Origin of the sequence: Paraneptunicella aestuarii, from assembly GCF_019900845.1 — a bacterium.
GTDB classification, from domain to species: domain Bacteria; phylum Pseudomonadota; class Gammaproteobacteria; order Enterobacterales; family Alteromonadaceae; genus Paraneptunicella; species Paraneptunicella aestuarii.
The window spans coordinates 1,731,838-1,755,014 of the sequence record NZ_CP074570.1; the positions used below are offsets into that span (position 1 = coordinate 1,731,838).

The 23,177-nt window shown below is 44.9% G+C and carries 21 protein-coding genes and 1 CRISPR repeat array; of the genes, 14 read left to right on the top strand and 7 right to left on the bottom strand.

Annotation, left to right across the window (positions count from 1 at the left end; genetic code table 11):
- Nucleotides 1–19 precede the first annotated feature (19 nt).
- On the bottom strand, nucleotides 20–343 hold the full coding sequence (yciH, locus tag KIH87_RS07210; protein ID WP_232360857.1) for a stress response translation initiation inhibitor YciH: 324 nt from the start codon (nucleotides 341–343) through the stop codon (nucleotides 20–22).
- A 204-nt stretch (nucleotides 344–547) separates the two neighbouring features.
- On the opposite strand from yciH, the gene KIH87_RS07215 reads away from it, so the two are divergent.
- The gene (locus tag KIH87_RS07215) at nucleotides 548–853 is read left to right on the top strand and encodes an STAS domain-containing protein (protein WP_232360858.1); all 306 of its coding nucleotides are present in this window, start codon (nucleotides 548–550) and stop codon (nucleotides 851–853) included.
- Between the two features lie 38 nt (nucleotides 854–891).
- A complete protein-coding gene (locus KIH87_RS07220) occupies nucleotides 892–2,538 on the top strand; it encodes an ATP-binding SpoIIE family protein phosphatase (RefSeq protein ID WP_232360859.1) in 1,647 nt (548 codons plus the stop codon).
- A 332-nt stretch (nucleotides 2,539–2,870) separates the two neighbouring features.
- On the opposite strand, the gene KIH87_RS07225 is transcribed toward KIH87_RS07220, so the two are convergent.
- A complete protein-coding gene (locus KIH87_RS07225) occupies nucleotides 2,871–3,029 on the bottom strand; it encodes a hypothetical protein (RefSeq protein WP_232360860.1) in 159 nt (52 codons plus the stop codon).
- A 207-nt stretch (nucleotides 3,030–3,236) separates the two neighbouring features.
- Between KIH87_RS07225 and KIH87_RS07230 the strand changes: the two genes are divergently transcribed.
- The 4 genes from KIH87_RS07230 to KIH87_RS07245 all read left to right on the top strand — a co-directional run bounded on the left by KIH87_RS07230 (nucleotide 3,237) and on the right by KIH87_RS07245 (nucleotide 10,943).
- A complete protein-coding gene (locus tag KIH87_RS07230) occupies nucleotides 3,237–4,211 on the top strand; it encodes a Fe(3+) ABC transporter substrate-binding protein (RefSeq protein ID WP_232361444.1) in 975 nt (324 codons plus the stop codon).
- Nucleotides 4,212–4,242: 31 nt separating this feature from the next.
- Entirely contained in the window at nucleotides 4,243–5,883 is a 1,641-nt protein-coding gene (locus tag KIH87_RS07235) for an ABC transporter permease (protein WP_332460733.1), read from the top strand.
- Nucleotides 5,883–6,953 (top strand): ABC transporter ATP-binding protein, encoded by a 1,071-nt coding sequence (locus KIH87_RS07240; RefSeq protein WP_232360861.1) that lies wholly within the window; start codon nucleotides 5,883–5,885, stop codon nucleotides 6,951–6,953. The genes KIH87_RS07235 and KIH87_RS07240 overlap by 1 nt, the downstream gene beginning before the upstream one ends.
- A gap of 187 nt (nucleotides 6,954–7,140) precedes the next feature.
- Nucleotides 7,141–9,240: direct repeats of the CRISPR family, unit length 33 nt; unit sequence GTCGCGCTCTCACGGGAGCGCGTGGATTGAAAC.
- 1,232 nt (nucleotides 9,241–10,472) lie between these two features.
- Nucleotides 10,473–10,943: a helix-turn-helix domain-containing protein gene (locus KIH87_RS07245; protein ID WP_232360862.1), complete on the top strand. Its 471-nt coding sequence runs from the start codon at nucleotides 10,473–10,475 to the stop codon at nucleotides 10,941–10,943.
- Nucleotides 10,944–11,332: 389 nt separating this feature from the next.
- Here KIH87_RS07245 and KIH87_RS07250 read toward each other — a convergent pair whose 3' ends face one another.
- Nucleotides 11,333–11,560 (bottom strand): helix-turn-helix transcriptional regulator, encoded by a 228-nt coding sequence (locus tag KIH87_RS07250; protein ID WP_232360863.1) that lies wholly within the window; start codon nucleotides 11,558–11,560, stop codon nucleotides 11,333–11,335.
- Between the two features lie 506 nt (nucleotides 11,561–12,066).
- On the opposite strand from KIH87_RS07250, the gene KIH87_RS07255 reads away from it, so the two are divergent.
- Complete coding sequence (locus KIH87_RS07255; RefSeq protein WP_232360864.1) at nucleotides 12,067–12,555, top strand: helix-turn-helix domain-containing protein; 489 nt, start codon at nucleotides 12,067–12,069, stop codon at nucleotides 12,553–12,555.
- Nucleotides 12,556–12,784: 229 nt separating this feature from the next.
- Here the strand turns inward: KIH87_RS07255 and KIH87_RS07260 are convergent, their stop codons facing one another.
- Genes KIH87_RS07260 through KIH87_RS07275 form a run of 4 tightly spaced genes read right to left on the bottom strand, consistent with a single transcriptional unit; the run spans nucleotide 12,785 to nucleotide 14,164 of the window.
- Nucleotides 12,785–13,036: a hypothetical protein gene (locus KIH87_RS07260; RefSeq protein WP_232360865.1), complete on the bottom strand. Its 252-nt coding sequence runs from the start codon at nucleotides 13,034–13,036 to the stop codon at nucleotides 12,785–12,787.
- Nucleotides 13,037–13,045: 9 nt separating this feature from the next.
- On the bottom strand, nucleotides 13,046–13,324 hold the full coding sequence (locus tag KIH87_RS07265; RefSeq protein ID WP_232360866.1) for a hypothetical protein: 279 nt from the start codon (nucleotides 13,322–13,324) through the stop codon (nucleotides 13,046–13,048).
- Nucleotides 13,281–13,811 carry a hypothetical protein gene (locus KIH87_RS07270; protein WP_232360867.1) on the bottom strand — a complete coding sequence of 177 codons (531 nt, stop codon included), beginning with the start codon at nucleotides 13,809–13,811 and terminating at the stop codon, nucleotides 13,281–13,283. The genes KIH87_RS07265 and KIH87_RS07270 overlap by 44 nt, the downstream gene beginning before the upstream one ends.
- A gap of 35 nt (nucleotides 13,812–13,846) precedes the next feature.
- On the bottom strand, nucleotides 13,847–14,164 hold the full coding sequence (locus KIH87_RS07275) for a hypothetical protein (protein WP_232360868.1): 318 nt from the start codon (nucleotides 14,162–14,164) through the stop codon (nucleotides 13,847–13,849).
- Nucleotides 14,165–15,042: 878 nt separating this feature from the next.
- Between KIH87_RS07275 and cas5 the strand changes: the two genes are divergently transcribed.
- Genes cas5 through cas2 form a run of 7 tightly spaced genes read left to right on the top strand, consistent with a single transcriptional unit; the run spans nucleotide 15,043 to nucleotide 23,141 of the window.
- Complete coding sequence (cas5, locus tag KIH87_RS07280; RefSeq protein ID WP_232360869.1) at nucleotides 15,043–15,708, top strand: CRISPR-associated protein Cas5; 666 nt, start codon at nucleotides 15,043–15,045, stop codon at nucleotides 15,706–15,708.
- Nucleotides 15,701–17,887, top strand: coding sequence for a hypothetical protein (locus tag KIH87_RS07285; RefSeq protein ID WP_232360870.1), 2,187 nt, complete (start codon nucleotides 15,701–15,703; stop codon nucleotides 17,885–17,887). Before cas5 ends, KIH87_RS07285 begins: the two co-directional genes overlap by 8 nt.
- Before the next feature lie 2 nt (nucleotides 17,888–17,889).
- Entirely contained in the window at nucleotides 17,890–18,771 is an 882-nt protein-coding gene (locus KIH87_RS07290) for a type I CRISPR-associated protein Cas7 (RefSeq protein WP_232360871.1), read from the top strand.
- Nucleotides 18,771–21,167: a DEAD/DEAH box helicase gene (locus KIH87_RS07295; protein ID WP_232360872.1), complete on the top strand. Its 2,397-nt coding sequence runs from the start codon at nucleotides 18,771–18,773 to the stop codon at nucleotides 21,165–21,167. The genes KIH87_RS07290 and KIH87_RS07295 overlap by 1 nt, the downstream gene beginning before the upstream one ends.
- Nucleotides 21,168–21,821, top strand: coding sequence for a CRISPR-associated protein Cas4 (cas4, locus tag KIH87_RS07300; RefSeq protein WP_232360873.1), 654 nt, complete (start codon nucleotides 21,168–21,170; stop codon nucleotides 21,819–21,821). It abuts the gene before it with no gap.
- Nucleotides 21,818–22,840, top strand: a complete 1,023-nt coding sequence (cas1c, locus tag KIH87_RS07305) for a type I-C CRISPR-associated endonuclease Cas1c (RefSeq protein ID WP_232360874.1) — start codon at nucleotides 21,818–21,820, stop codon at nucleotides 22,838–22,840. The genes cas4 and cas1c overlap by 4 nt, the downstream gene beginning before the upstream one ends.
- 7 nt (nucleotides 22,841–22,847) lie before the next feature.
- Nucleotides 22,848–23,141, top strand: coding sequence for a CRISPR-associated endonuclease Cas2 (gene cas2, locus KIH87_RS07310; RefSeq protein WP_232360875.1), 294 nt, complete (start codon nucleotides 22,848–22,850; stop codon nucleotides 23,139–23,141).
- Nucleotides 23,142–23,177 lie beyond the last annotated feature (36 nt).

Here is a 23,177-nt window from a genome sequence, read left to right on the forward strand (position 1 = left end):
ATTCCAACCAGTGCGGGGGCTATCCCCCAGCTAATTTAACTTGAAATCCACGCTGTTCCAGCGTTGATTTGATTTTTTCGCGATTGTCTCCCTGAATTTCAATTACGTCTCCTTTGATGGCACCGCCAGTGCCGCATAATTTTTTTAAATCCTTCGCGAGTAGTTTTAATTCGTCGTCAGACAGATCAAACCCGGTTATGGTCGTTACTCCTTTACCTTTTCTGCCTTTTGTTTCTCGGCGGATCCTGATAATACCATCAAGATTCTTATTTTTACTCGGAGAGTCTGTTTCAGTACGGATTCTCCCTGATTCTGTACTGTATACCAAAGGGTTATTCTGCATTCTTTGGGCTCAATGTATTTAGTTTACAAACATTACAGAGGATTTTATGAAAAAAATGTCAATATGCCTATGCTCTGCTACATTAACATATGATTCTTAATGTAAAAAACACCGTACCATTTATCTGTAGTGTGTCGTCGATGGTATAGTTGATAAAGTGCGGTGATGGCTATTTGAAAAACTCAACAAACTAAGGGCTTTGCGATGGGACTAGAAAGGCATTTTTCTGAAGATGGTAAAGAGTTAACGATTGTATTGGATGAAAAATTTGACTTTGGGATGGTTCAAGAGTTTAGGGACGCATACACCAATGATGTTAGCGGTATAAAAGAAGTCGTCATTGATTTGGCGAATACAGAGTATATGGATAGTTCGGCTCTGGGGATGCTGCTAAATATGCAAAAGTCGTTACAAGAAAGGGTTGGGCGTTTCAGTATTGTTAACGCCTGCCCCAAGGTTGCAAAAATTTTGCAAATATCGCGTTTTGACAAGAAATTCGAAATTAGTTAAATCTTACCTGTCTCCAGTTATAACAAGAGAATAGCCTTATGCGAATTCTGATTGTTGATGATGAATCTATAAATCGATTCTTACTGCGTCATATTCTTGAAGAAGATGGATATACGGAGTTGTATGAAGCTGGAGGCGGGCTGGAAGCGCTCAAAATTTTTGAACAGGTCGATCCCGACCTGATCCTGCTTGATGTTGTCATGCCTGACCTAAACGGCTTGGAAGTGGCGCGTCGTATGAAAAAACAGGCTACGCAACATTTGCCAATTATCTTCATTACTTCGTTGGATGACGAGGAAAGCTTGGCGAACTGCTTGGAGGCCGGGGGGGATGATTTTGTATCTAAACCCTTCAATCGTGTGATTTTGTCGGCCAAAATAAAAGCACATGCCAGAACCCGGCAGTTGAGTTTGGATATTTATCAGCAAAATCTGGAACTCACCTACCACAACAACAACATTGCACGCGAGCACGCCATTGTTGAGCATATTTTTTCTAATGTGCTTACTTTAAGCAATAAGCTGACAAAACTGGTGGACTACCAAATTGCACCCGCATCAAACTTCAATGGGGATTTGTTCCTGATAGAGCAAAGCCCCAATGGCGGTTTGTTTATGCTGTTGGGCGATTTTACCGGTCATGGACTTGCCTCTGCTATAGGGGCTATTCCTATTGCGAGGGCATTTCAGGCTGTGGCGCAGAAAGGGATCACCGTCTCTGAAATGGCTGCCACGTTTAATAAGACATTGTTGGACTTTTTGCCCGGAGACATGTTTTGTGCTGCGGCGATTATCGAGGTATCCGAGAATGGAAAAATGCTGGATATCTGGAATGGAGGCTTACCTCACCTGATTCTCATTGACTCTAAAGGTAATGTGAAAAAACGCTTTGAGTCCATGCATATGGCGCTGGGGATTTTGGAGCCTCACGATTTCGAATCTCTAACAGAACGTTATGATGCCGAATATGGTGATCGACTCGTAGGTTTTACTGATGGTGTCGTTGAAGTACATGATGCAGATGGCAACATGTTAGGCGAAGAGGGGATTGAAAAATGGTTACTGGAGAACCCGAATATTACTGTTGAAGAAGTTTCAAGAAAGGCAGACGAGTTTAGTGGTGAATTGGAGCAGGCCGACGATGTCACTATTGTGAGCTATCTGTGTCAAACATTAGGGTTGCCTAAGAAACTACATAAAGCACCCGATCTCCCATTTGAGTTGAAGTTTGATTTGGATGCTCACTATATGCGCCAATCCGAGCCAGTGAGTGAAGTGATTGAAATAGTTTCCGGTACTGCCGCTTTTAATGGTATTCGTTCCAGTTTATTTACTGTATTGAGTGAGTTATACAACAATGCACTTGATCATGGCATTTTGCGGTTAGATTCTTCAATTAAAGGAACTCCCGAGGGTTTTATGCAGTATTTTGAAGAGCGTAGTATACGCCTGGATGAGTTGCAGGAAGGTTCTGTGCAAATTTCCATTCGATATGAACCTTCACCTCCAAGATTTTTGTTGGAGCTAAAAGATTCCGGCGAAGGGTTTGATTTAAGTGATGTGAAATCCAATAGGGACTCAGATTTGGGGTATGGACGAGGAATTGAACTAGTGCAAGGGCTAGCGAGTGAGTATTCATATTCTGAAAACGGAACCCGGGTTAACGTTGTACTGAATATTTCATAAATTCACGTCGATGAGATGTGTTATTCAGAATACGAGTTGCTTCATTCCATTGTCATTCCGCTCCCCACTTCCTCGCCATGCCGTTCCCGATCTCCTCGTCATTCCGCTCCCGACTTCCTCGTCATTCCGCTCCCGAATTCCTCGTCATTCCGCTCCCGAATTCCTCGTCATTCCGAATTTATTTCGGAATCTTCAATAATATCAATCAGATACCAAGGTGAGTTAGGTGAGTTCAGTGTGACGTCGATATTATATACGCTCGCGAAATACTGGATGGCGCATCAAGTGCACCATGACAACGGACAAAGTGCTCTTGTAAAAAATGGCATAGTTTATGGGTACACCTGAGCGTCCGGATTTGCTTTCAATCCACGCTCAAAAGTACCGCAAACCACAAATACTACAACGCCGCCATACCGGAAACGCGAAGCGTTGTCCGGTATCCATTCATCAGCAATCCACAGCCCTGCGGTATGGCAAACAAAAGCCACCACGGATTATTCATTCTTTACAGTAAATTTTATTGAGAATAATTCTCAATTTCGTTAGTATCCGCGGCGAAAAGCCTGTCAGGTTTATTGATATTTATTAATCATCCCAATATCGCGGTTGGTTTGTCTGTGAAGGAAATAATAGTCATGTCTATCTCCAAACATTTAGGTTTTCTTTTCGCTACTTGTTCAGTGTTGGCTTCTACCATGCTTCCATCTTTAGCATCGGCAGAAGAAGTCAATGTGTATTCGGCGCGTAATGAAGCGTTAATCAAGCCGATACTCGACAAATTTAGCGAGCAAACCAATATCAAGGTGAACCTGATTACGGGCAAAGCTGATGCCTTGATCTCCCGCTTGGAATCGGAAGGTAAACATAGCCCGGCAGACATTTTGGTTACCACTGATGTTGGCCGTTTACACCGCGCCAAATCTCAAGGCTTGCTACAGCCATACACCTCAGAGGCAATGCACAAAGCCGTGCCAAAAGCCCTGCGCGATGCCGACGATCAATGGTATGCCTTAACCTTGCGCGCACGCCCGATTATGTACGTACCTGAGCGAGTGAAAATAAGCGAATTAAGCACAATGGAAGATCTGGCAAGCGAAAAATGGCGTGGCAGAATTTGTATTCGTTCTTCCAGCAATATTTACAACCAATCCATGACAGCCGCTATGTTGGTGCAAAAGTCTGAAAATGACGTATTAACCTGGGCACAAGACTTTGTTGCTAATTTTGCTCGTCCACCCAAAGGTGGAGACCGAGACCAAATTAAAGCCGCTGTTGCTGGCGTATGTGACCTGGCTATTGCCAATACCTATTATCTAGCTGGCATGTTAACCGATACCGATGAGAGCAATCGTGCTATTGCCCAGCAGGTTAAAGTGTTTTGGCCAAATCAAAATGATCGTGGCACACATATCAACATTTCTGGCGCAGCCATTACCAAGCATGCTCCTAACCAAGCTGAAGCTCAAAAGTTAATGGCCTTTATGGTGACGCCTGAAGCGCAACAATGGTACGCGCAAACCAACCATGAGTACCCGGTTGTGGAAGGCGTGGAGTGGAGCGATGTATTGAAAAGCTTTGGGCAATTTAAAGCTGAGAACATTGAACTGTTCAAAGTGGGCGAGTTGAATGGTGAAGCTGTTCGCGTCATGGATCGCGCAGGTTGGAAATAAGCGGTCAGTAAATCACACTTGTTAATTTGTTATGTCTATTAACTCAATGCCACTGGATCGCTGGAACACCGGTATAGTGGCGTTGGCATCCTTTATTACGCTGCCATTGCTGGTGTTGTTTGGCAGTTGGGCTCAGCCCGATTGGTCTATATGGTCGCATCTACTCGACACCGTACTAGCTGATTACGTCATCAATTCCATTATTCTTGCTGCTGGCGTTGGGCTTGGCACATTGCTGCTGGGGACATTATGCGCCTGGTGTGTGGTTCGATATCGCTTTCCTTTCAGAAACATTATTCAGTGGGCTTTGCTGCTGCCTTTAGCGATCCCGGGTTATATCATCGCCTACACCTATACCGGCATATTGGATTTTTCAGGCCCGGTGCAAACTCTAATAAGAGACCTGTCCGGATTGCGCTACGGTCAATACTGGTTTCCTGAGTTGCAATCCTTGTTTGGCGCTATTGTCATGTTGGTACTGGTGCTGTTTCCTTATGTTTATTTAATGGCGATGACAGCGTTTAAAGCGCAATCATCCAGCTTGTATTACGCGGCAAAAAGCATGGGGCTGAACAAGCGCCAATACTTTTTTCGAATCGCCTTGCCAATGGCTCGCCCGGCCTTGTTAACTGGGGCAGCTTTGACCATGATGGAAGCCTTTGCCGATTACGGTACAGTACAGTATTTTGGCGTGCCTACCTTCACCACAGGTATTTTTCGCGTCTGGTTTGGTATGAACAGCCCACTTGCCGCGGCTCAACTTGCCAGCGGCTTGTGCTTGTTTGTATTGGGGTTATTGTTATTGGAACAATATTCCCGACGTAAACAACGCTTCTATCAGCCTGGACAAAAAAGCGCAGAACTCGAACCGCAAAAGGTTTCTGGCGGAAAGGGCATACTCATGTCGTTGCTGGTTGCCACACCTTTCCTGTTAGGTTTTTTAATCCCGGTTTTGCAATTAATTCAGTGGTCATGGCTAACCTGGTCTTACATGCTCAATGCCGATTTTCTGCAATTGCTAAAGAACAGCTTTGTACTGGCTGCGGTTGCAGCGCTTGTTGTCGTGTTCTGTGCCTTGTTTGTTTCTTACGGTAAGCGCCTAAACCCCAACCGTTGGATGACAACCAGCACTCAGCTTGCGGGCATGGGATACGCTATTCCCGGAACTGTAATCGCTATTGGTGTGATGATCCCCTTTGCCTGGTTCGATAAAAGCCTGAATGGCTGGCTGCTGGTGGCCTTTAATTATGAACCCGGGCTTATTTTTTCAGGTACGTTATTTGTGTTGATTTTTGCTTATACAGTACGATTCCTGACCGTCGCCAAACACAATATCGATGCAGGTTTAGAACGCATTAAACCCAGCATGGACGAAGCCGCACGCAATATGGGCAATTCACCCGGACAAGTGCTAAAACGCGTGCATGTGCCTTTGTTAGGAAGTAGTGTACTGTCGGCCTTATTACTGGTGTTTGTGGATGTAATGAAAGAGTTGCCAGCAACGTTGATTTTGCGCCCCTTCAACTTTAATACACTGGCGGTTAGAACTTATGAACTCGCATCAGACGAGCGCTTGGCAGATGCCGCTTTGCCAGCCATGAGCATTGTTATTATGGGGCTCATTCCGGTCATTTTACTGGCTTGGGGAATTGATAAACAGAAGGTAGGTTAATGCTGGAACTGCATAACATAGGTATTCAATTTGGTGACACGAACATAGTGCAAGGTGTCAGCTTGCATATGCAAACCGGCGAGTTAGGTTGCTTGCTGGGCGCGTCGGGTTCTGGCAAAACCTCTATTCTTAGAGCCATTTCCGGGTTCAATACCTTATCTACCGGGCATATTGAAATTCGAGGCAAACAAGTAGCCAGCTCATCGGAAAACTTGCCGCCTGAACAGCGCCATATCGCCATGATGTTTCAGGATTTGGCGCTATTTCCTCATTTAAATGTGGCTGACAACATTGCCTTTGGTTTATCTAACCAACCCAAACAAGAGCGACAGCAGCGCGTAGCTGAAATGCTGGAACTGGTATCGTTGCAAGGCATGGAAAAACGCCAACTGCATGAACTTTCTGGTGGGCAACAACAGCGAGTTGCACTAGCCAGAGCGCTTGCCCCCAAGCCCGATATTTTGTTGTTAGATGAACCTTTTTCCAGCCTCGATACCGAGCTTAGGCAACAGTTGGTGAAACAGGTTAGAGCGATTTTAAAGCAAGAACAGGTTACCGCCTTGCTGGTAACACACGATCAACAAGAAGCCTTTGCCTTTGCCGAACGTATTGCCATCTTGAGCGAGGGGCAACTACAGCAATGGGACACCCCACAGCGCCTTTACTACCATCCAGCCAATAAAATCGTGGCTAATTTTATTGGGCGCAGCAGCTTTGTGAATGGTGTTGTTCAGGCCATAGAAGGTTCGGATTGCCAAATATTGTCAATATTCGGCGAGTTCCCCACTTATCTGCGCGAAGGATGGCAACAAGGCCAACAGGTGCAAATTTTAGTAAGACCGGAAGATATTAAAATTGGTGCTCAACACTCTCGTATGGCAAGCGCCGATATGGAAAATAGAACAGCCATTGTTCTCGAAAGTACCTTTTTGGGTGCATATCACCTGTATAAATTACAGTTGGAAAACTCCACCGAAACCGTATATTGTCATGGCAACTTGTCTATTCCACTCGACATTGGAGAGCAAGTGAATATCCACTACACCAACCCAAACCCTAGCGTGTTTTAGCCGCCTATTTCCGCTAACCCCAAGTACACATAAAAACCCCGGGACTTTAGCGGTAACCCGCAAGCCAATAAAAATAAGACATTGAGAAAATTTACCTAATAATCTATGGTTCTCATCGGGCATTTTTGCAGAGGTTAGCGGAAATACCCGATTTAGCCCTTCTGTGACTTGGGTTACAGAAGTGGCTGTCGCGCTCTCACGGGAGCGCGTGGATTGAAACACAACCTGGTTAGAGTATCGTCACGCCAAGTTCGGGTCGCGCTCTCACGGGAGCGCGTGGATTGAAACACGAATTATAAAATACGTGATGATGGTTGTTATTGTCGCGCTCTCACGGGAGCGCGTGGATTGAAACACATGAACAGCCGGAGAGCCGAAAACCTTTGAAATCGCGCTCTCACGGGAGCGCGTGGATTGAAACACTATCAATGCGAAAGCTCCATCACGGTAATATTGTCGCGCTCTCACGGGAGCGCGTGGATTGAAACTCAAAGTTAATCGCAGCTCTATATACTGCTTTACGTCGCGCTCTCACGGGAGCGCGTGGATTGAAACCGTCATGGACAGAGTACGCAAAAGTGCTTGTGCAGTCGCGCTCTCACGGGAGCGCGTGGATTGAAACAAAAGCTCCTGTGTTTTGTTTGTATATCTCCCGTGTCGCGCTCTCACGGGAGCGCGTGGATTGAAACCGCTACTGTGCGTGCCATCTGAAATGATGCTGCGTCGCGCTCTCACGGGAGCGCGTGGATTGAAACCTTGCCGAGAGTAGTTATCAACGGGAATTTAATGTCGCGCTCTCACGGGAGCGCGTGGATTGAAACCCTATTGTGGTGTACAGCCGGAATGTTTGGGGTGTCGCGCTCTCACGGGAGCGCGTGGATTGAAACGAGGTTCAAATCCATATTGGTGGCAACCTTGCGAGTCGCGCTCTCACGGGAGCGCGTGGATTGAAACGGTTGAAGCCGATGCAACCGTTAATCAAGTGGTAAGTCGCGCTCTCACGGGAGCGCGTGGATTGAAACACTTAAGTTAACTTATTGTGTACAATTGGGTAATGTCGCGCTCTCACGGGAGCGCGTGGATTGAAACCAAATTTGTCATCAGTTCGTACTCGTAATTCTTGCGTCGCGCTCTCACGGGAGCGCGTGGATTGAAACGTCACGCCTCGAACGAGTTTCTTTTTTTTAAACCGTCGCGCTCTCACGGGAGCGCGTGGATTGAAACGAAACCGGGGTATCCGGGGGCGAATGTTATGGGGTCGCGCTCTCACGGGAGCGCGTGGATTGAAACAGATGCTGCAACAGTTGATCGATATTCTGCTGGGTCGCGCTCTCACGGGAGCGCGTGGATTGAAACATAGAACTATCAAGTGTTTGCTGTGGCGTATCAGTCGCGCTCTCACGGGAGCGCGTGGATTGAAACACGCGGCTGCACTGTAAATTGCTGTACAAATCCAAGTCGCGCTCTCACGGGAGCGCGTGGATTGAAACAAAGGGCTTGTCTTGTTTGACGTTAGCATCCACGTCGCGCTCTCACGGGAGCGCGTGGATTGAAACACACGAAACTTTGTACTCAAGTTTGCGGCAGCACGTCGCGCTCTCACGGGAGCGCGTGGATTGAAACGCACTGGTTAGCGCAGGGATGCTTGCATTGTACGTCGCGCTCTCACGGGAGCGCGTGGATTGAAACACCCGCCTGTATTGATACATAGGCACCTAAAAAAGTCGCGCTCTCACGGGAGCGCGTGGATTGAAACTATTCGTGTCGGCGATTACGTTTGGTTTGTATTGTCGCGCTCTCACGGGAGCGCGTGGATTGAAACAATGTTTATAATTGTGCCTAAATATAGGCACATTGTCGCGCTCTCACGGGAGCGCGTGGATTGAAACATATGCAACTCTTTCACCACCCCTGGTGATCCTGGTCGCGCTCTCACGGGAGCGCGTGGATTGAAACAGCGCCTCCCGGCGTAATGATTTTTGTGATAGCGTCGCGCTCTCACGGGAGCGCGTGGATTGAAACTGCAAAATGGTGGATAGATAACCGAGAGGCAGAGTCGCGCTCTCACGGGAGCGCGTGGATTGAAACTGACATCTTGGGAAGGCGTTTTGATTGATGCATGTCGCGCTCTCACGGGAGCGCGTGGATTGAAACCTTGATGATGGTTGGTACTGAGCGCATTTTATTGGTCGCGCTCTCACGGGAGCGCGTGGATTGAAACATAATCACCTGTCACTCGTGGACTTTTGCCCGGGTCGCGCTCTCACGGGAGCGCGTGGATTGAAACAAATTCTACAAGGAACGGTGAATGACAACATTAGTCGCGCTCTCACGGGAGCGCGTTTCTGTTGGTCATGGCGCACGTGATGCGCCATCCAGTTTTCGCGGAGATTAAACATCGGCGTCATACTGAGCTTGTCTCAGTATCTGTTTGACATTATTGGAGATTCCGAAATGAATTCGGAATGACGAGGGCGTGGGGCTGTCAGACTTCCACATGCATTGCTCTCGGTGGATTGCTGTTGGATGGATACCGGATAACGCTTCGCGCTTCCGGTATGACGGCAGTTTTGAGAGTGGATTGAAACCCTTCCGTTGGAAAAAGCAATCGATGAGATGAGGTCGCGCTCTCACGGGAGTGCGTTTCTGTTGGTCATGGCGCACGTGATGCGCCATCCAGTTTTCGCGGAGATTAAACATCGGCGTCATACTGAGCTTGTCTCAGTATCTGTTTGACATTATTGGAGATTCCGAAATGAATTCGGAATGACGAGGGCGTGGGGCTGTCAGACTTCCACATGCATTGCTCTCGGTGGATTGCTGTTGGATGGATACCGGATAACGCTTCGCGCTTCCGGTATGACGGCAGTTTTGAGAGTGGATTGAAACCCTTCCGTTGGAAAAAGCAATCGATGAGATGAGGTCGCGCTCTCACGGGAGTGCGTTTCTGTTGGTCATGGCGCACGTGATGCGCCATCCAGTTTTCGCGGAGATTAAACATCGGCGTCATACTGAGCTTGTCTCAGTATCTGTTTGACATTATTGGAGATTCCGAAATGAATTCGGAATGACGAGGGCGTGGGGCTGTCAGACTTCCAAATGCATTGCTCTCGGTGGATTGCTGTTGGATGGATACCGGACAACGCTTCGCGCTTCCAGTATGACGGCAGTTTTGAGAGTGGATTGAAACACAGTGCTACCGAAATACTCAAGAGTAGGGAATGTCGCGCTCTTACGGGAGCGCGTGGATTGAAACGTCATTTGAGATTGTGGAGTTGACAGCACCCGCCCGTCGCGCTCTCACGGGAGCGCTTTTTCTGAATGGCAGCAGTACCGCCGCTCTTACCTTATTTAAAAAATTGAAATAAAAATTTGAACATCAGCAGTAAAAACTTGTAACGTCTACCTTTCCAAAACTTTACCTTTTGTTTTATTATTCTCGAACATCCACCGAACACATGGTGTGCAAGCTGCTACATAACGGCTTGTTACCCGAAGAAATAAAACACAGGACACACAATGAGTTACTACGACGTTGAGGGCGTACTACTACGTATGCGCGAAGCCTGTAACGCACAAAACGAATCACAGCTTGCCCGTTTTTTGGGAATTCAGTCCAGTACCATTGTGGCGTGGCGCGGAGCCAAGAAGCCACCCTATTGGGCCTGTTATGAGCTTTATGAAAAAACAGGCTGTACCGTCGAATGGATGATCACAGGCGAAGCGCCGAAAACCTTTCCTCATGAAGATGAAAATAAAGTTTTCAATTTATCTATTGAAGAATTCACCGACAGCTTTATTCAAACTATTGCAAATGGCGTGCATATGGGCACATTGAGTATTGGTGATCAAGCCTCCAAAGAAGACCTGCAACGCCTTGCCACCTGGTATTACAACTCGGTGAATAACACGATTTTATTTCCAACCAAAGCCAAGCCCTCTAAAAAAGAAGAGGGTAAAAGCGAAGACATTAAGAAAGAAGATAGTTAAGAAATTAAAAGGCGAGCAGGGCGGAAAGTCCATCCATTGATCGCCTTCGTATGTTGCTTAGTGTCTGGCGGCACACAAAGATTGCGCCAACCAGTTTTCAAAAATGTGATGCTGTTTAAAAAACTGAACTGTATGCGCAATACTGCATAGCGTTAAACAGAACACCAGCAACAGTAACCATTGAAAGGTTTTATGTTTCACGCTATGCCACGCAGGTTATTGAGTAATAATCGACTGCAATTGCACAAGGAGCTTAAGCGCTAACTGCCTATGCTCCTTATTTTCAGGATGAGACACCGACACCAGCTCAACCGCCGTTTGTATTAATGCCATTATGGCTGTTTGTTCGACGTCGAGGTGGATATAAGTTTGCTCACCATCCATAACTTTCAGGCTGGCCTGCTCTTGAGATGCAAGGCTTGAAGAAGCTCAAACACCTCGAAACCGCACGCCTTAACCATGGAAAAGAACTGGTTAACATTAGGTGTTCCCACGTTCTTCTCCCAGTTTTCATACGTTTTACGGGTTTTAACACCCGCTGCCGATGCCATTTGTCGTGTTGTAAGCCCGGCCACGTTGCGCATAGCACGTAAATCGCTTCCTGAAATGAGTCTCATAATGTCAAACCTCAAGCTTTTGTTAGTTAACCTCAGCTGCGCATAAGAAAGCGTTTTGAGTTGGTTATTTTCAGCGACTTCTTCGTTAAGTTTACTTGCAATAGTCTCGCTATTGGCGCGTAAACCCGCCTCGAGTTCACTAAAAAGTAACCTTCCTCAAAATATTCCAGTGGCATATCGGGGCTCATATGACCAATAACAGTTTGAAATATATTGAGTTTCATATTGCTATTGTTCGCTTTCTTATGCGCAGCTGAGGTTAGTTATATTTCAAAAAATTAAAAAAACGGCATCCCTGCAAAACCAAGCTGGAAGTCCTTTTTATCCCCTGTGTTGTAGTGTTGCTGTCCTTTCGGGATAAAAAATTAATACTAAAGAAAATAAATATCAAGTTAAAATTCATTAAATATATTAAAAAATATGAAATTTAGTTCAAAAATATTTGTGTGATTGCAAAGAAACATTATACTGAGGCAACTAACCAGGCTGTGATTTCGGGTGAGGGAATGCAGGTAACAAACCAAAAAGACATTATCGAACGTATGATGAGCGTATGTGGCGCGTCGATAGACGCAGAGCTCGCCAGTTATCTTGGGGTTAGTTCCAGCCAGGTGATTGCATGGAAGAATGCCAAGAACCCGCCCTTTAAAGCCTGTTTTCAAATGTACTTAAAAACGGGAGTGACTATGGAATGGTTAATTACCGGGAACAACCCTGCTAATCCTGGCGGCAATGCGCAGGCTAACGCCGAAAATAATACAGAAAGCGACAAACAGGCATTTATCGCACGCTACTGCGAAACCTTCAATGCCGGGCAAGCTATGGAAATTGTGAAACTGGGCGAGGGTGCAAGTTTGTCGGAAGTGCGCAGGTTAGGCATTATGCTGTACAAAGCGATTCAACGAGAGCCTTCTTTTAAACCGGTATCCAACCTCGTACTTGCCCCCATATTTGATAACCCGTCTGAACAAAAGGCGGAAAGCTCGACTCTATAAAGAACGAGTGCAAGGGGCTATAAAAGAAAGAAGGAAAAAGTAAAAAGAAAAGGAAAAAAGCAAGCACAAGCAGGAAGCTAAACTAAGGGAACTTGAAATAAAAGAGTTCAAAAAATTGAACAGAAATCATGAATGAAAATCATAAACAAAAACAACGAACAAAAACAACGAGCAAAAACAATAAGCAAACGAACGGGGACGCAATGGGCAATAAAACGCGGTTTTCAGCCTATTTCACAGGCTTCAAGCGACTTTTTTCTGGCTTGATTTCCCGCACCTGCTTTAACCAACGCTGATGCATGTCCGACTCAATTACGTCATCACAATGAAAATGTATATTCTGGCGTTCTAACACCAAACGACGATAAGCCACATCTGGCGTTTTGTGGGCAACAAATCCACGCCGGGTCAAACGCCACGAATAAACTAACAAAGCCCCTGCAACAATAAAAAATACGCCCTTTAACACCAATAACCACATAATTGATCCCTACTTTTTAACCAGGGTTAAACCATTGCCGTCTTCAGCGGGAATATTGCGTAACAGAAAATGCCACTGCTTTAATTCACCCAGCGCCAACTGTAGCTCGGCATCGCTTAACTGGCGGAAGTTTTTAAGGCGGTTGTCGATATCTAACGCCCAATCCAATACACGTTCATACACCGAAGGCTGGCTTTCAATGCGCGTGTAGGGCTTTTTAACCACCGCCAACAGGCGATACCAGCTATAGGCCAGAATTGCGATTAGCAGTAACTTTAATATCAACATGAATGGTATTCCTTAATATGGCGTACATTACATACAGTGCGATAAAAACATTGGTAATGGGAATAGCGAATTGGTAGAACAAGCTGATGGGCTTCAGGTTAAAGGTTAATGCATTAGCGAGCATTATAAGTTGCAGCGTACCTTGCCCCCAAAGAGCTTGTTGTACATAGGTTACGGGGTTGGATTTAGTGATATTGGTCCATTCATGCACTTTAAGTAGCAAAATAATCATGGCGGCATAGCAAACCACCCAACACCCATACCAGCCTAATAGTCGAATATCATAAGGAACGGCTGGGTTTTTATTCGCCCATGCCCACAGCGGATCTCGAATAACGTACATGGAAAATTCCGCCAGCGCCAAAACCAGCGCTAACATGGTTAATGACGTGTTCTGGCGGAAAGCTTTTAGCCCAATAAAGAAGACTACTGTGTACAGAAAGGGTAAATAATCACCAAATAATAAACTTAATTCATCTAAGCCCATTAAGTTAACAGCCTAGTTGTGCTGTTATTTCCCCGCTAATGTGAAAAGCAATATCCTAAAATACACAATACTTCCATAGATTGGGGATCGGGTGTTGCACCGTCACCACCACCACTGGCTAAAATGCCATTTCTGCCTTGTTGAGCCGATTTTGGGTCTGGTGTAGCGCCACCACCACTGCCCAACACGGCATAAAGCGTAGACCGAGGATCAGGAATCATGCCGCCACCACCGCTATTAGCGATAAATCCACTGCGTGTATTTAGGTTACTGTTTCCTTCACCTGCCATTGCAGGCATAGCCAGAAAAACAGCCATTAATAAAATGGTTAATATTCTATTCGATAACTTCATAAATTCAAACCTTAAATTCAAAATAATACTTTAATCATAAAGATTCAGGTGGCCTTTAAGGTAATTAATTTGAAATTCGTAACCTGTTGAAACTACTGCCTTTCTGCCCATTAACAACCTTGAATTGACACCAAATTGGCTCCTTGGAAACCAACCGCCATATTACGCCAACTCAAACAATGGAGCAAAATATAACCTCAACACTCAAGCGCCAAACCTCAAACGCAAAACGCAGAACCTCAAAGTCATGGCGCACTTGATGCGCCATCCAGCCTTTCATGGAGATTAAACATCGGCGTCATACTGAGCTTGTCTCAGTATCTGTTTGATAATATTGAAGATTCAGAAATTAATTCGGAATGGCGAGGGCGTGGAGCTGCCAGACTTGCACAAGCATTTCGCTCAAGTGGATTGCTGTTAAATGGATACCGGACAGTTCTTGCATGGCGAAGAGGGCGCGTTTCCGGTATGACAGAGAAGGTGGGCTCTTGCATGGCAAAGGTGGCGCTTCCGGTATAACGAAGGGGGAATTTTCACGGCGTTACCGCAGCGTTACGTATTCGGCATAACAGCAACCAAAACTCACCTTAATGAATTTGATTGAAATCAACATAAAGAAAATCGGGGAATTTTACTGTTTGACAGAATTAAATCTTTAAACCAAACTTTTTCGCCTGAAAAGGTAAAGGATATTAAAAGTGACAAATATATGGTTCTTGTTGGGAATAAAATAACTCCCCCTGTTTTGTACTTCAAATGTCTTTTAGCTAGTTAATGTGAATTGCCTGTTTTCTGAGTGTTCTATATGCACATTGCTATAGCTGTAACTAGCTATAACTTGTTAGTTAAAGGCGGTGCCTCTTTAGGGAAAAGAAAAAATGAATGAACAAAAAGATTATGAAATAGCAATGGAAATAGCGGGGCCATTCGCTTTATGGTCTCGTCCTGATACGGGTTCAACGCCCACAAGTTACCCCATTCCAACCTGGTCGGCGGCAAAAGGTATTTTTGAACGTATAGCTTTTCTTAATGACGGGCGAGCCTGGATTAACCCTACTAAGGTTGAGATCTGTAAGCCTTCTGGTTCTCCTGGTCGGGATGTGTTTTACCAGAAGTACACCACGAATTACCGTGGCCCTCTTAAAGAAAAGGGTAAGGTTAATTTTCAATATGTAACGTTAGCAATAAGCCAGGTGTGTTACAGGTTATATGCCAATATAGAAAATGGCAGTGGGAAGCCCATGCGCTATGGCAATAATCCTCGCCATCATCTTCAAGCTATGTTTCAGCGCCGTCTCAGTAAAGGCCAATGCCATGCTACGCCCTGTTTAGGTATTAGTGAATTTACGCCAAGTTATTGGGGGCCAATTCGGGATGAAACGTCAGAATCGGTTACCAAAACCGAGGTCGACACCAGTATTAATCTGAATTTGGTGAGTGTGACTAAGCAGGTTTTTAGTAAAGCTGTTTCAGGACAATACCAGCCGGAATTTCAAACTGGGGACAGAGCTTGGATTAAGAAAGGGAGCTTTGAATATGATTAATGAGCTTTATTCCATCTTATTGGGCTATGAGGAAACTGGGGTGTCGCTTGATCCCATACATGGCGATATTCAAGAACCGGGAAAGGGAACCAGTTTCCGAGTTTCGTTGGACGAACAAGGCGTTGTAACCGATGCTCAATTGTTATCGAAAGATGATTTTTCTGATATTTGGACAATTGGTAACGGCAATAAAAATCAGTTTCCCTGTGCCAAGTTGATTTTTCCTACCAGACCGGGCGGAAATGAGCAGTATGAGGCATGGAAGAAAGACAATAAAAATGCTTCTGAGGCTGAGCTTCTGGATTTTATTGGATCGTTACGCGCTGAAACTACTCTTGAATTTCCAGAGCTTGAAGTGGCCTGGCCGAATTATCGTAAGAAAGTGGCAGAACGGGCTGTACAGCTTGAGTCATTGAAAGGGGGAGATGCGTCTGCGGTTTTTGAATTATTTGAACGCTATTTGTCTGCCTCTGAAAATGGCTTGTCGATTTTAAAAGGGGTTGATGAGATGTTGTGGCAACGTTGCCAGCAAAACCCTGACAAGGATCTGCTTAAAGCCGCGGCGGCTGTAATGTTTGGCGAGGGGCTTCAAAAGGGGCTTTTTCCTGACGGTAAGCGTATTACGTTAATTCTTGATTTTAAACCGGATGAGGATGCGCCATATTTCGCCAGTTCAAGGCGTTATGTTCCAGATATTACTAAGGTACTGAATAAAAGTGCCAAGGGAAAAACACGCACTGGTTTTTGTCCGATAAAGTCTGAAAAAGTCCCTTTGTTAGATGACAAGTTTCCAAAAGTGAAGCTACCAGTAATTGGCAATACTAACCTGTATTCCCGGTATGACGGTTCAGGAAACCTTTCAGTTGTGAGATATGAGGCAGCCCGATCGGATGCTTATTCTATCAGTGCTGAAATTGCCGAACGACTTGGTGCTGTGTTAACCAGGTTAACGGATGACAATAAATTTCAGAATACATGGGATTCTATTCCTTCAGAGGCTTCAGGGCCGGATTTGTTGTTAGCCTTTTGTCGGGAATTTGAGGATGCCCAAACAACATTGTTTTTAACTGGCGACATTAATGCTGCGGCAGAACAAAAACTGCTTAAAAACAAGGATGAGAAAGGTTATCTCAGAAAATGTACCCGGTTATTTGAGTTCATTAAGAAAAATTCCCTTAAGCCAAATCCCTTGGTGGATATTGTCGTTATTAGAAAGATTAATGACGGTAACCAAAAAGTCGCTTATTCAACAAGCCAATCTATTGAATTGCTGATGGAATCGGCAGAGCAGTGGCATTCAGGTTGTGAGAATATCCCTATGATTCAATTACCTGTAAAGATTGATAAGGATGTGAAAACGCTTCACCCCTGGACAGTGGCACCCAAGTATTTTGTGATGCATTCAGATCAGGCATTTATACGAGGTGGAGAGAGCAGTGTTAAGGTTCAGGCTATTCCTTTTGCGGATGTGATGAGGTTGTTTATTACATCCATTACTCCACCCTCAGAATTAACTTCAAATATTCTTTCCAAGCTGGTAACTCAATTTGCACCTTTGTTGGAGCGTGTTGCCCAATCAAGAACTCAACGTTCTTTAGGTAAAAGGGCACTAGTGCCTGTTGACTATAAGAAGAATAAAGAGGCATTGGTTGCAGTCGCTATGCTTGGATTAATTCTATTTAAACGCGGGCGTTATAAGGAGCGCTATATGGAAGATCTTGCTTTTAAATTAGGCCAGCTATTGTCGGCCGCAGACGAGTTGCATATTGGTTATTGTTATGGGAGGCGTAGTGGCCAAATTCCAGGTACTTTAATCGGCAATCAGTGTTATGGAATGGCTGTGCAATCTCCAATCAAAGCATTGGCTTTAATGGCAAATCGTATTAAGCCTTATTCTCAGTGGGCTAAAGAAACGATTGCCAAGTTGAAAAAAATCCCTGCTAAAAGTGAAGACCAAACTGAAAATGAAAAACTCATTAATAAGGGGCTTTGGGCTTATCTTTGGTATTCAAAAAACCTGGAACAATTAACTGAGAAGTTGAGAGATTGGAATACGGCGAATAACAAGGTTGACGATATGTTTAAAGCTGAACTTATGTTGGGCTATTTAAACGGCAGACCTTTTACAAACACTCAAATAGAGAAATCAGAAACACATAACACGAAGGATGGAGAATAATCATGAATGCACCTTTTAACCGCCAAGTTGGATTGATTGTGTTGGACGTCACTATGTCGAACCCTAATGGTGATCCGGATATGGATTCTGAACCAAGAACTCGAGATTTGGATCAACGAGGCATGATTTCTCCGGTTTCTTTTAAACGCAAATTTCGTGATCTGGTTGCTGAGGATTCTCCTGTTTTTGAAGAAGCGTTGAGCCATTTGAAATTGGGTAAGAGCGGTAACGAATTTGGTATTTTGGAGCAACGAGGCAGAGATCGCGACGCTATTAAAAAATTGGATAGAGACGCGTTTGTAAAGTCTTATTGGGATGCTCGTTTGTTTGGTAATACCTTTCTTGAGTCCATGAAAGACAGTGATGCCAAAGACAGAAATGTTGACCACTTTATTAGCACTGGTGCATTGCAGATTGGCGTGGGGTTGTCGGTTGCGCCTGTTGATGTTGTTAGAATGACAACCACCAACAAATCAGGTGTTCAAGAAGGCAAAGACCGAGGTATGGCACCTCTAGGGTTTAAAGTGGTGCAACATGGTGTTTATTGCATTCCTATTTATGTGAACCCGAGCGTGGCAAAGAAAACAGGTGCTACTCAGGAAGATTTGGATTTATTCAAGTTTATGTTGCCGTATGTTTATCAGCACACTACGTCGGCAATTCGCCCTCAAATATCTGTACTTCATGCCTGGTTTGCAGAGCATAAAAATGTATTAGGTTCATGCCCTGAACATTTGTTGATTGATGCGCTGACACCGAAATTAAAAGAAGGTGTTGAAACCCCGGTAAGTCTGAGTGATTACCATGTGCCAACATTGGCAGATGTGGATCCTGCAATTATTGAGCGCTTCGCTAAAGTAGAAGATTTGAACAATAACATCTAATGTTAGCGGCGCATTCTCCACCAAAAGAGAGGCTCGATTCCGAGCCTCATTCTTATTCGGATCATATTGCTGAGGCCATTCAATATGGCCTTCCTTTAATTAAGGATATGCTCCGATTTTCACACTTCGATTCAGAGAACATCACGGCATTATGCGACACCTTGAAAGCAGCTTATATGCTGCATGATATGGGAAAACTTGATGAACTGAATCAACCTGTATTGAAAGGTGAAGTGAATGAACGATTGCAAGTAGATCACATTGATGCAGGTATTGCCATTGCGAATGAAATCAATAATTTGCTTTTGGCGTGGTTGATTAGAGGCCATCATGCCCCCGGTTTACCAAGCTATGATGAAGAGTGTGGTGTTGCTGAATTACTAATTGAAGAGTGCCCTGAACTCAATTTGGATGATGAACCTCACTTAAGAGGTGCGAGGCATAATAGAACTTACGAACATTCAAAAGACGTTGATTTACGTAAACATGTCAAAGTTATTTCGAGAACAGACAATCAATTAGCAAATTATAAACAACTGCAAATTCAAGAGTGTGGTGAATACCCTCAAACAGCGTTAGATCTGCCAGAATCCTGTTTAACTACCCGATTGATGTTGAGTTGCCTGGTGGATGCAGACCACTTAAGCGCAGCCTGTTATGAGTCCGGCGAGGCTTTTCCTATCTATACTCAAGCTGATAATCGTTGGGAAGAACGGCTTCAGGCACTTGATAAGTATGTGAGTTCGTTAGCGGCTAAATCTAAAGAGCCCGATAGCGAGAGGAATACAATTCGAGGTGATTTTTATCGTTGTTGCGTCGAAAGCCCTTTAGTTGATGAAAATCTGGTTTCGTGTTCTGCGCCTGTTGGATTAGGAAAAACCACATCTGTGATGGCATTTTTGCTTAGACAGGCATTGGCTCATGGTTTACGCCGGATTATTGTTATTGCGCCATTTACCAATGTGATTAACCAAACCGTAAAGACGTTAAAAAAGTCGATTGTTCTGGAAGGGGAAGATCCTGATCAGGTTGTGGTTGCTCACCATCATAAAGCGGATTTTTCTGATAAGTCGTTGCGCCAATTATCTGCATTGTGGAAAGCGCCTATCGTGGTGACTACTGCGGTTCAGTTCTTTGAGACTTTGGCAAGTGCTAATCCGAGCCAGTTGAGAAAGCTTAATAGCGTTCCGGGTTCGGGAATTTTTGTTGATGAATCTCATGCTTGTTTACCGCCTCAGTTTTTACGAGTTGCATGGAAATGGTTAAGAGAACTTTCGGATGATTGGGGATGCAGAATAGTGCTTTCTTCGGGTTCTATGGTGGAATTTTGGGACTCGCAGTATCTGGTTGATGACAAGCACCGAAAGAAGATCCCTGAGTTAATTGATAACGGCATACTTGCACGGGCTCTTGAGCTGGAAAAACGCAGAGTTACTTTTGAGACTAAGGATGCTCCTATGCCTTTGTCTTCTTTGGTTGAAGCCATCATTGATAAGGGCACAGAGATTAATAAGAAGGATATTCATCAACCTTGTGTTTTGGTCATTATGAATACGGTTCAGTCGGCGGCTGTCGTTGCTGACGCAATAGCGAAAGGTGTAGGGCAGGATACCAAGCAACAATCGTTAGATGAAATGCTGGTTTTACATTTATCAACGGCGTTGGATTCTGAGGATCGTGACATCATTCTCAATGAAGTTGAGTGTCGTCAAAAGAACGGAAGCGAATGGCAAGAACAAACCTGGTATTTAGTGGCTACGAGCTGTGTTGAGGCTGGGGTTGATCTTGATTTTGCTGTTGGTTTTCGAGAGCGCGCTTCAGTAACAAGTTTTTTGCAGGTTGCAGGAAGAATTAATCGTCATGGTTTTAGGAATGAAGCCTGGCTTTTTGATTTTGTCACCGTTCCTGATAAGGATGGCTTAAATCATCATCCGGGATTTAAAGAAGCACAGAAGGTTTTATGTCAACTTTGGGATGAGCTATGTGCTGTAGGCAATGATCTGTCAAAGTTATCTACTCGGGCGATAACGCGTGAGTTGAACCATGGCTTGATTGAAAAAAGTGAAGCGCTTTTGTTAAGTGATAATGATAGAAATTTCCAAACTGTAATGGATGATTTCAAAGTGATTAACACAGACACTCGAATTGTTATTGTCGATAGTGAATTAGCAAACAAAATAGAGTGCGGAGTGCCTGTTAGTTGGCGTGAAGTACAGAAAAAATCTGTACAAATGTGGGCTAATAAGATCTCGAAATTTAATGGATTTTTGTCTCCAATTAATTCAAAAGACGAACTTTACTATTGGAATTCAAAGTATGACGGGAAGTTTTTAGGCTTTATGGCGGGTGTTATAGAAACTAAAGATTTCTTTGAAATAGATGGTGGTGTGCTCTAAATGTCAACAGATCACTTAATCCCCCTTTCCGCCTTACAGCATTATGCTTTTTGCCCGCGTCAATGTGCGTTAATCCACATTGAGCGGGTGTGGGCCGACAACTGGCTGACTGCGCAGGGCAATAAGCTGCATAAGCGGGTGGACAGCGGCGAGCCCGAGGTGCGCAACGGTGTGCGTATGGAGCGGGCGGTGATGGTGAGTGCTGAGCAGTTGGGATTAACGGGCAAGCTGGATTTGGTGGAAAAGGACATGCAAACAGGAGCGTTAACGCCGGTGGAATACAAGCGCGGTAAGGCGAAGCCGGGGAACTGGGACAAGGTTCAGCTTTGTGCTCAGGCGTTGTGTTTGGAGGAAATGACCGGGCAGCACATTAGCGACGGTTATTTGTGGTATTGGGAAACTCGCCGCCGTGAGCCTGTAGAGTTTGATCAGTCGCTACGTTCTCAAACCCTTGCTGTTATCAATGAGGTGAAAGCCTTGTTTTCCCAACGCATCCTTCCCAAACCTGTGTACGAAAAGCGTTGTAATGCCTGCTCTTTGTATGATCAATGTGAGCCGAAATTAGTCGAAAATGATAACAGCGCAGTGTATGTGAAGGCGCTCTTTTCTGTGGATAAAGAAGTTTCTGTGGATAAGGAAGCATCTGGCTTATGAAAAAATTGCAGAATGTGTTGTACCTGACGCGCGATTCACTCTATGCCCACAAGGAAAGAGAGGCCATTGTGATCAAGGAAGAACAGAACACCTTACAGAAAATCCCGATACATTCTATTGCGGCTATTTACTGTTTTGGGCAAGCCAAGGTGTCGCCCGGTTTGATGGCGCATTGTTCAGAGAATGATGTGAATTTGGCCTGGTTCGATTTGTTTGGTCGGTTTCAGGCAAGAATACAAGGCAGGCAGTCGGGCAATGTGTTGTTACGCCGCGCTCAGTATCGTATTAGCGACAATAATCCTGTTGATATCGCGAAAAATATCATTGCTGCCAAAATTCAAAATGGTCGCAATGTGTTACAGCGCCATATTCGTAATAATGGTGACAATGAAGAGGTTAGCCGGGTTATTGGAGCGCTGCGCTTTTCCATTGAACAGGCGGGTAATGCGAAGTCTGTTGAGCAATTGCGTGGTATTGAAGGTGAGGCTGCGGCGCAATATTTTTCAGTGTTTCAACACTTGATAAAGCCGTCATTGCAGGATGAATTTGTGTTTAACGGGCGTAATCGCCGCCCTCCGCGTGACGCCATAAACGCCTTGTTGTCGCTGCTTTATGCGGTTATTGGGCAGGATGTGTCGGGGGCGTTAAATGCGGTTGGGCTTGATCCTCAAGTGGGCTTTTTACATGCCGATCGCCCTGGTCGAGACAGTTTGGCGCAAGATATTCTGGAAGAATTTCGTGCTTATCTGGCTGACAGAATGGCGGTGAGTTTGATCAACAAACAGCAAATCAAGGCCAGAGATTTCGAAACGGAAGCGAGTGGGGCAGTGAAGTTGAAGGAAGAGGCGCGTAAAGCCTTGTATGCGGCATGGCAACAGCGAAAACAGGAAGTGATCCTGCATCCGTTTTTGAATGAGAAGGTGGAAATTGGCCTGTTACCTCATATTCAAGCTATGTTGTTAGCGCGGCATTTGCGTGGCGATTTGCAGCAGTACCCGCCTTTTTATATTGCTAAATAGGTGCGCTATGTTGGTACTGATTACTTACGATGTGAGCTTTGACACCGAGGGTGGAAAACGTCGATTACGCAATATTGCCAAGATTTGTCAGGATTACGGTATTCGTGTGCAATATTCTGTTTTTGAGTGCGACGTGACCCCGGCGCAATGGGTGGAATTAAAAGAGCAGTTGTTTGCTGCCTATGATCCAGAAGTCGACAGTTTGCGCTTTTATAAACTCGGTAAGAATGGTCAAAATAAAATTGAACATTTCGGCGCCAAAGCCAGCTTTGATGTGTTTAAAAGCCCGTTGATTATTTAGCGAAGAACGGCCTTCTTCCGCTAACCCCCAGTGCTC

Bases quoted from the DNA above. Each gene is read 5' to 3' on its own strand.
- KIH87_RS07255 (WP_232360864.1), top strand. From the start codon at position 12,067: ATGCAGGTAACAAACCAAAAAGACATTATCGAACGTATGATGAGCGTA.
- cas1c (WP_232360874.1), top strand. From the start codon at position 21,818: ATGAAAAAATTGCAGAATGTGTTGTACCTGACGCGCGATTCACTCTAT.
- KIH87_RS07275 (WP_232360868.1), bottom strand. From the start codon at position 14,164: ATGAAGTTATCGAATAGAATATTAACCATTTTATTAATGGCTGTTTTT.
- KIH87_RS07240 (WP_232360861.1), top strand. From the start codon at position 5,883: ATGCTGGAACTGCATAACATAGGTATTCAATTTGGTGACACGAACATA.
- KIH87_RS07260 (WP_232360865.1), bottom strand. From the start codon at position 13,036: ATGTGGTTATTGGTGTTAAAGGGCGTATTTTTTATTGTTGCAGGGGCT.
- KIH87_RS07215 (WP_232360858.1), top strand. From the start codon at position 548: ATGGGACTAGAAAGGCATTTTTCTGAAGATGGTAAAGAGTTAACGATT.
- KIH87_RS07245 (WP_232360862.1), top strand. From the start codon at position 10,473: ATGAGTTACTACGACGTTGAGGGCGTACTACTACGTATGCGCGAAGCC.
- KIH87_RS07290 (WP_232360871.1), top strand. From the start codon at position 17,890: ATGAATGCACCTTTTAACCGCCAAGTTGGATTGATTGTGTTGGACGTC.
- KIH87_RS07285 (WP_232360870.1), top strand. From the start codon at position 15,701: ATGATTAATGAGCTTTATTCCATCTTATTGGGCTATGAGGAAACTGGG.
- cas4 (WP_232360873.1), top strand. From the start codon at position 21,168: ATGTCAACAGATCACTTAATCCCCCTTTCCGCCTTACAGCATTATGCT.
- KIH87_RS07230 (WP_232361444.1), top strand. From the start codon at position 3,237: ATGCTTCCATCTTTAGCATCGGCAGAAGAAGTCAATGTGTATTCGGCG.
- KIH87_RS07220 (WP_232360859.1), top strand. From the start codon at position 892: ATGCGAATTCTGATTGTTGATGATGAATCTATAAATCGATTCTTACTG.
- cas5 (WP_232360869.1), top strand. From the start codon at position 15,043: ATGAATGAACAAAAAGATTATGAAATAGCAATGGAAATAGCGGGGCCA.
- KIH87_RS07295 (WP_232360872.1), top strand. From the start codon at position 18,771: ATGTTAGCGGCGCATTCTCCACCAAAAGAGAGGCTCGATTCCGAGCCT.
- KIH87_RS07235 (WP_332460733.1), top strand. From the start codon at position 4,243: ATGTCTATTAACTCAATGCCACTGGATCGCTGGAACACCGGTATAGTG.
- KIH87_RS07270 (WP_232360867.1), bottom strand. From the start codon at position 13,811: ATGGGCTTAGATGAATTAAGTTTATTATTTGGTGATTATTTACCCTTT.
- yciH (WP_232360857.1), bottom strand. From the start codon at position 343: ATGCAGAATAACCCTTTGGTATACAGTACAGAATCAGGGAGAATCCGT.
- KIH87_RS07250 (WP_232360863.1), bottom strand. From the start codon at position 11,560: ATGAGACTCATTTCAGGAAGCGATTTACGTGCTATGCGCAACGTGGCC.
- cas2 (WP_232360875.1), top strand. From the start codon at position 22,848: ATGTTGGTACTGATTACTTACGATGTGAGCTTTGACACCGAGGGTGGA.
- KIH87_RS07265 (WP_232360866.1), bottom strand. From the start codon at position 13,324: ATGTTGATATTAAAGTTACTGCTAATCGCAATTCTGGCCTATAGCTGG.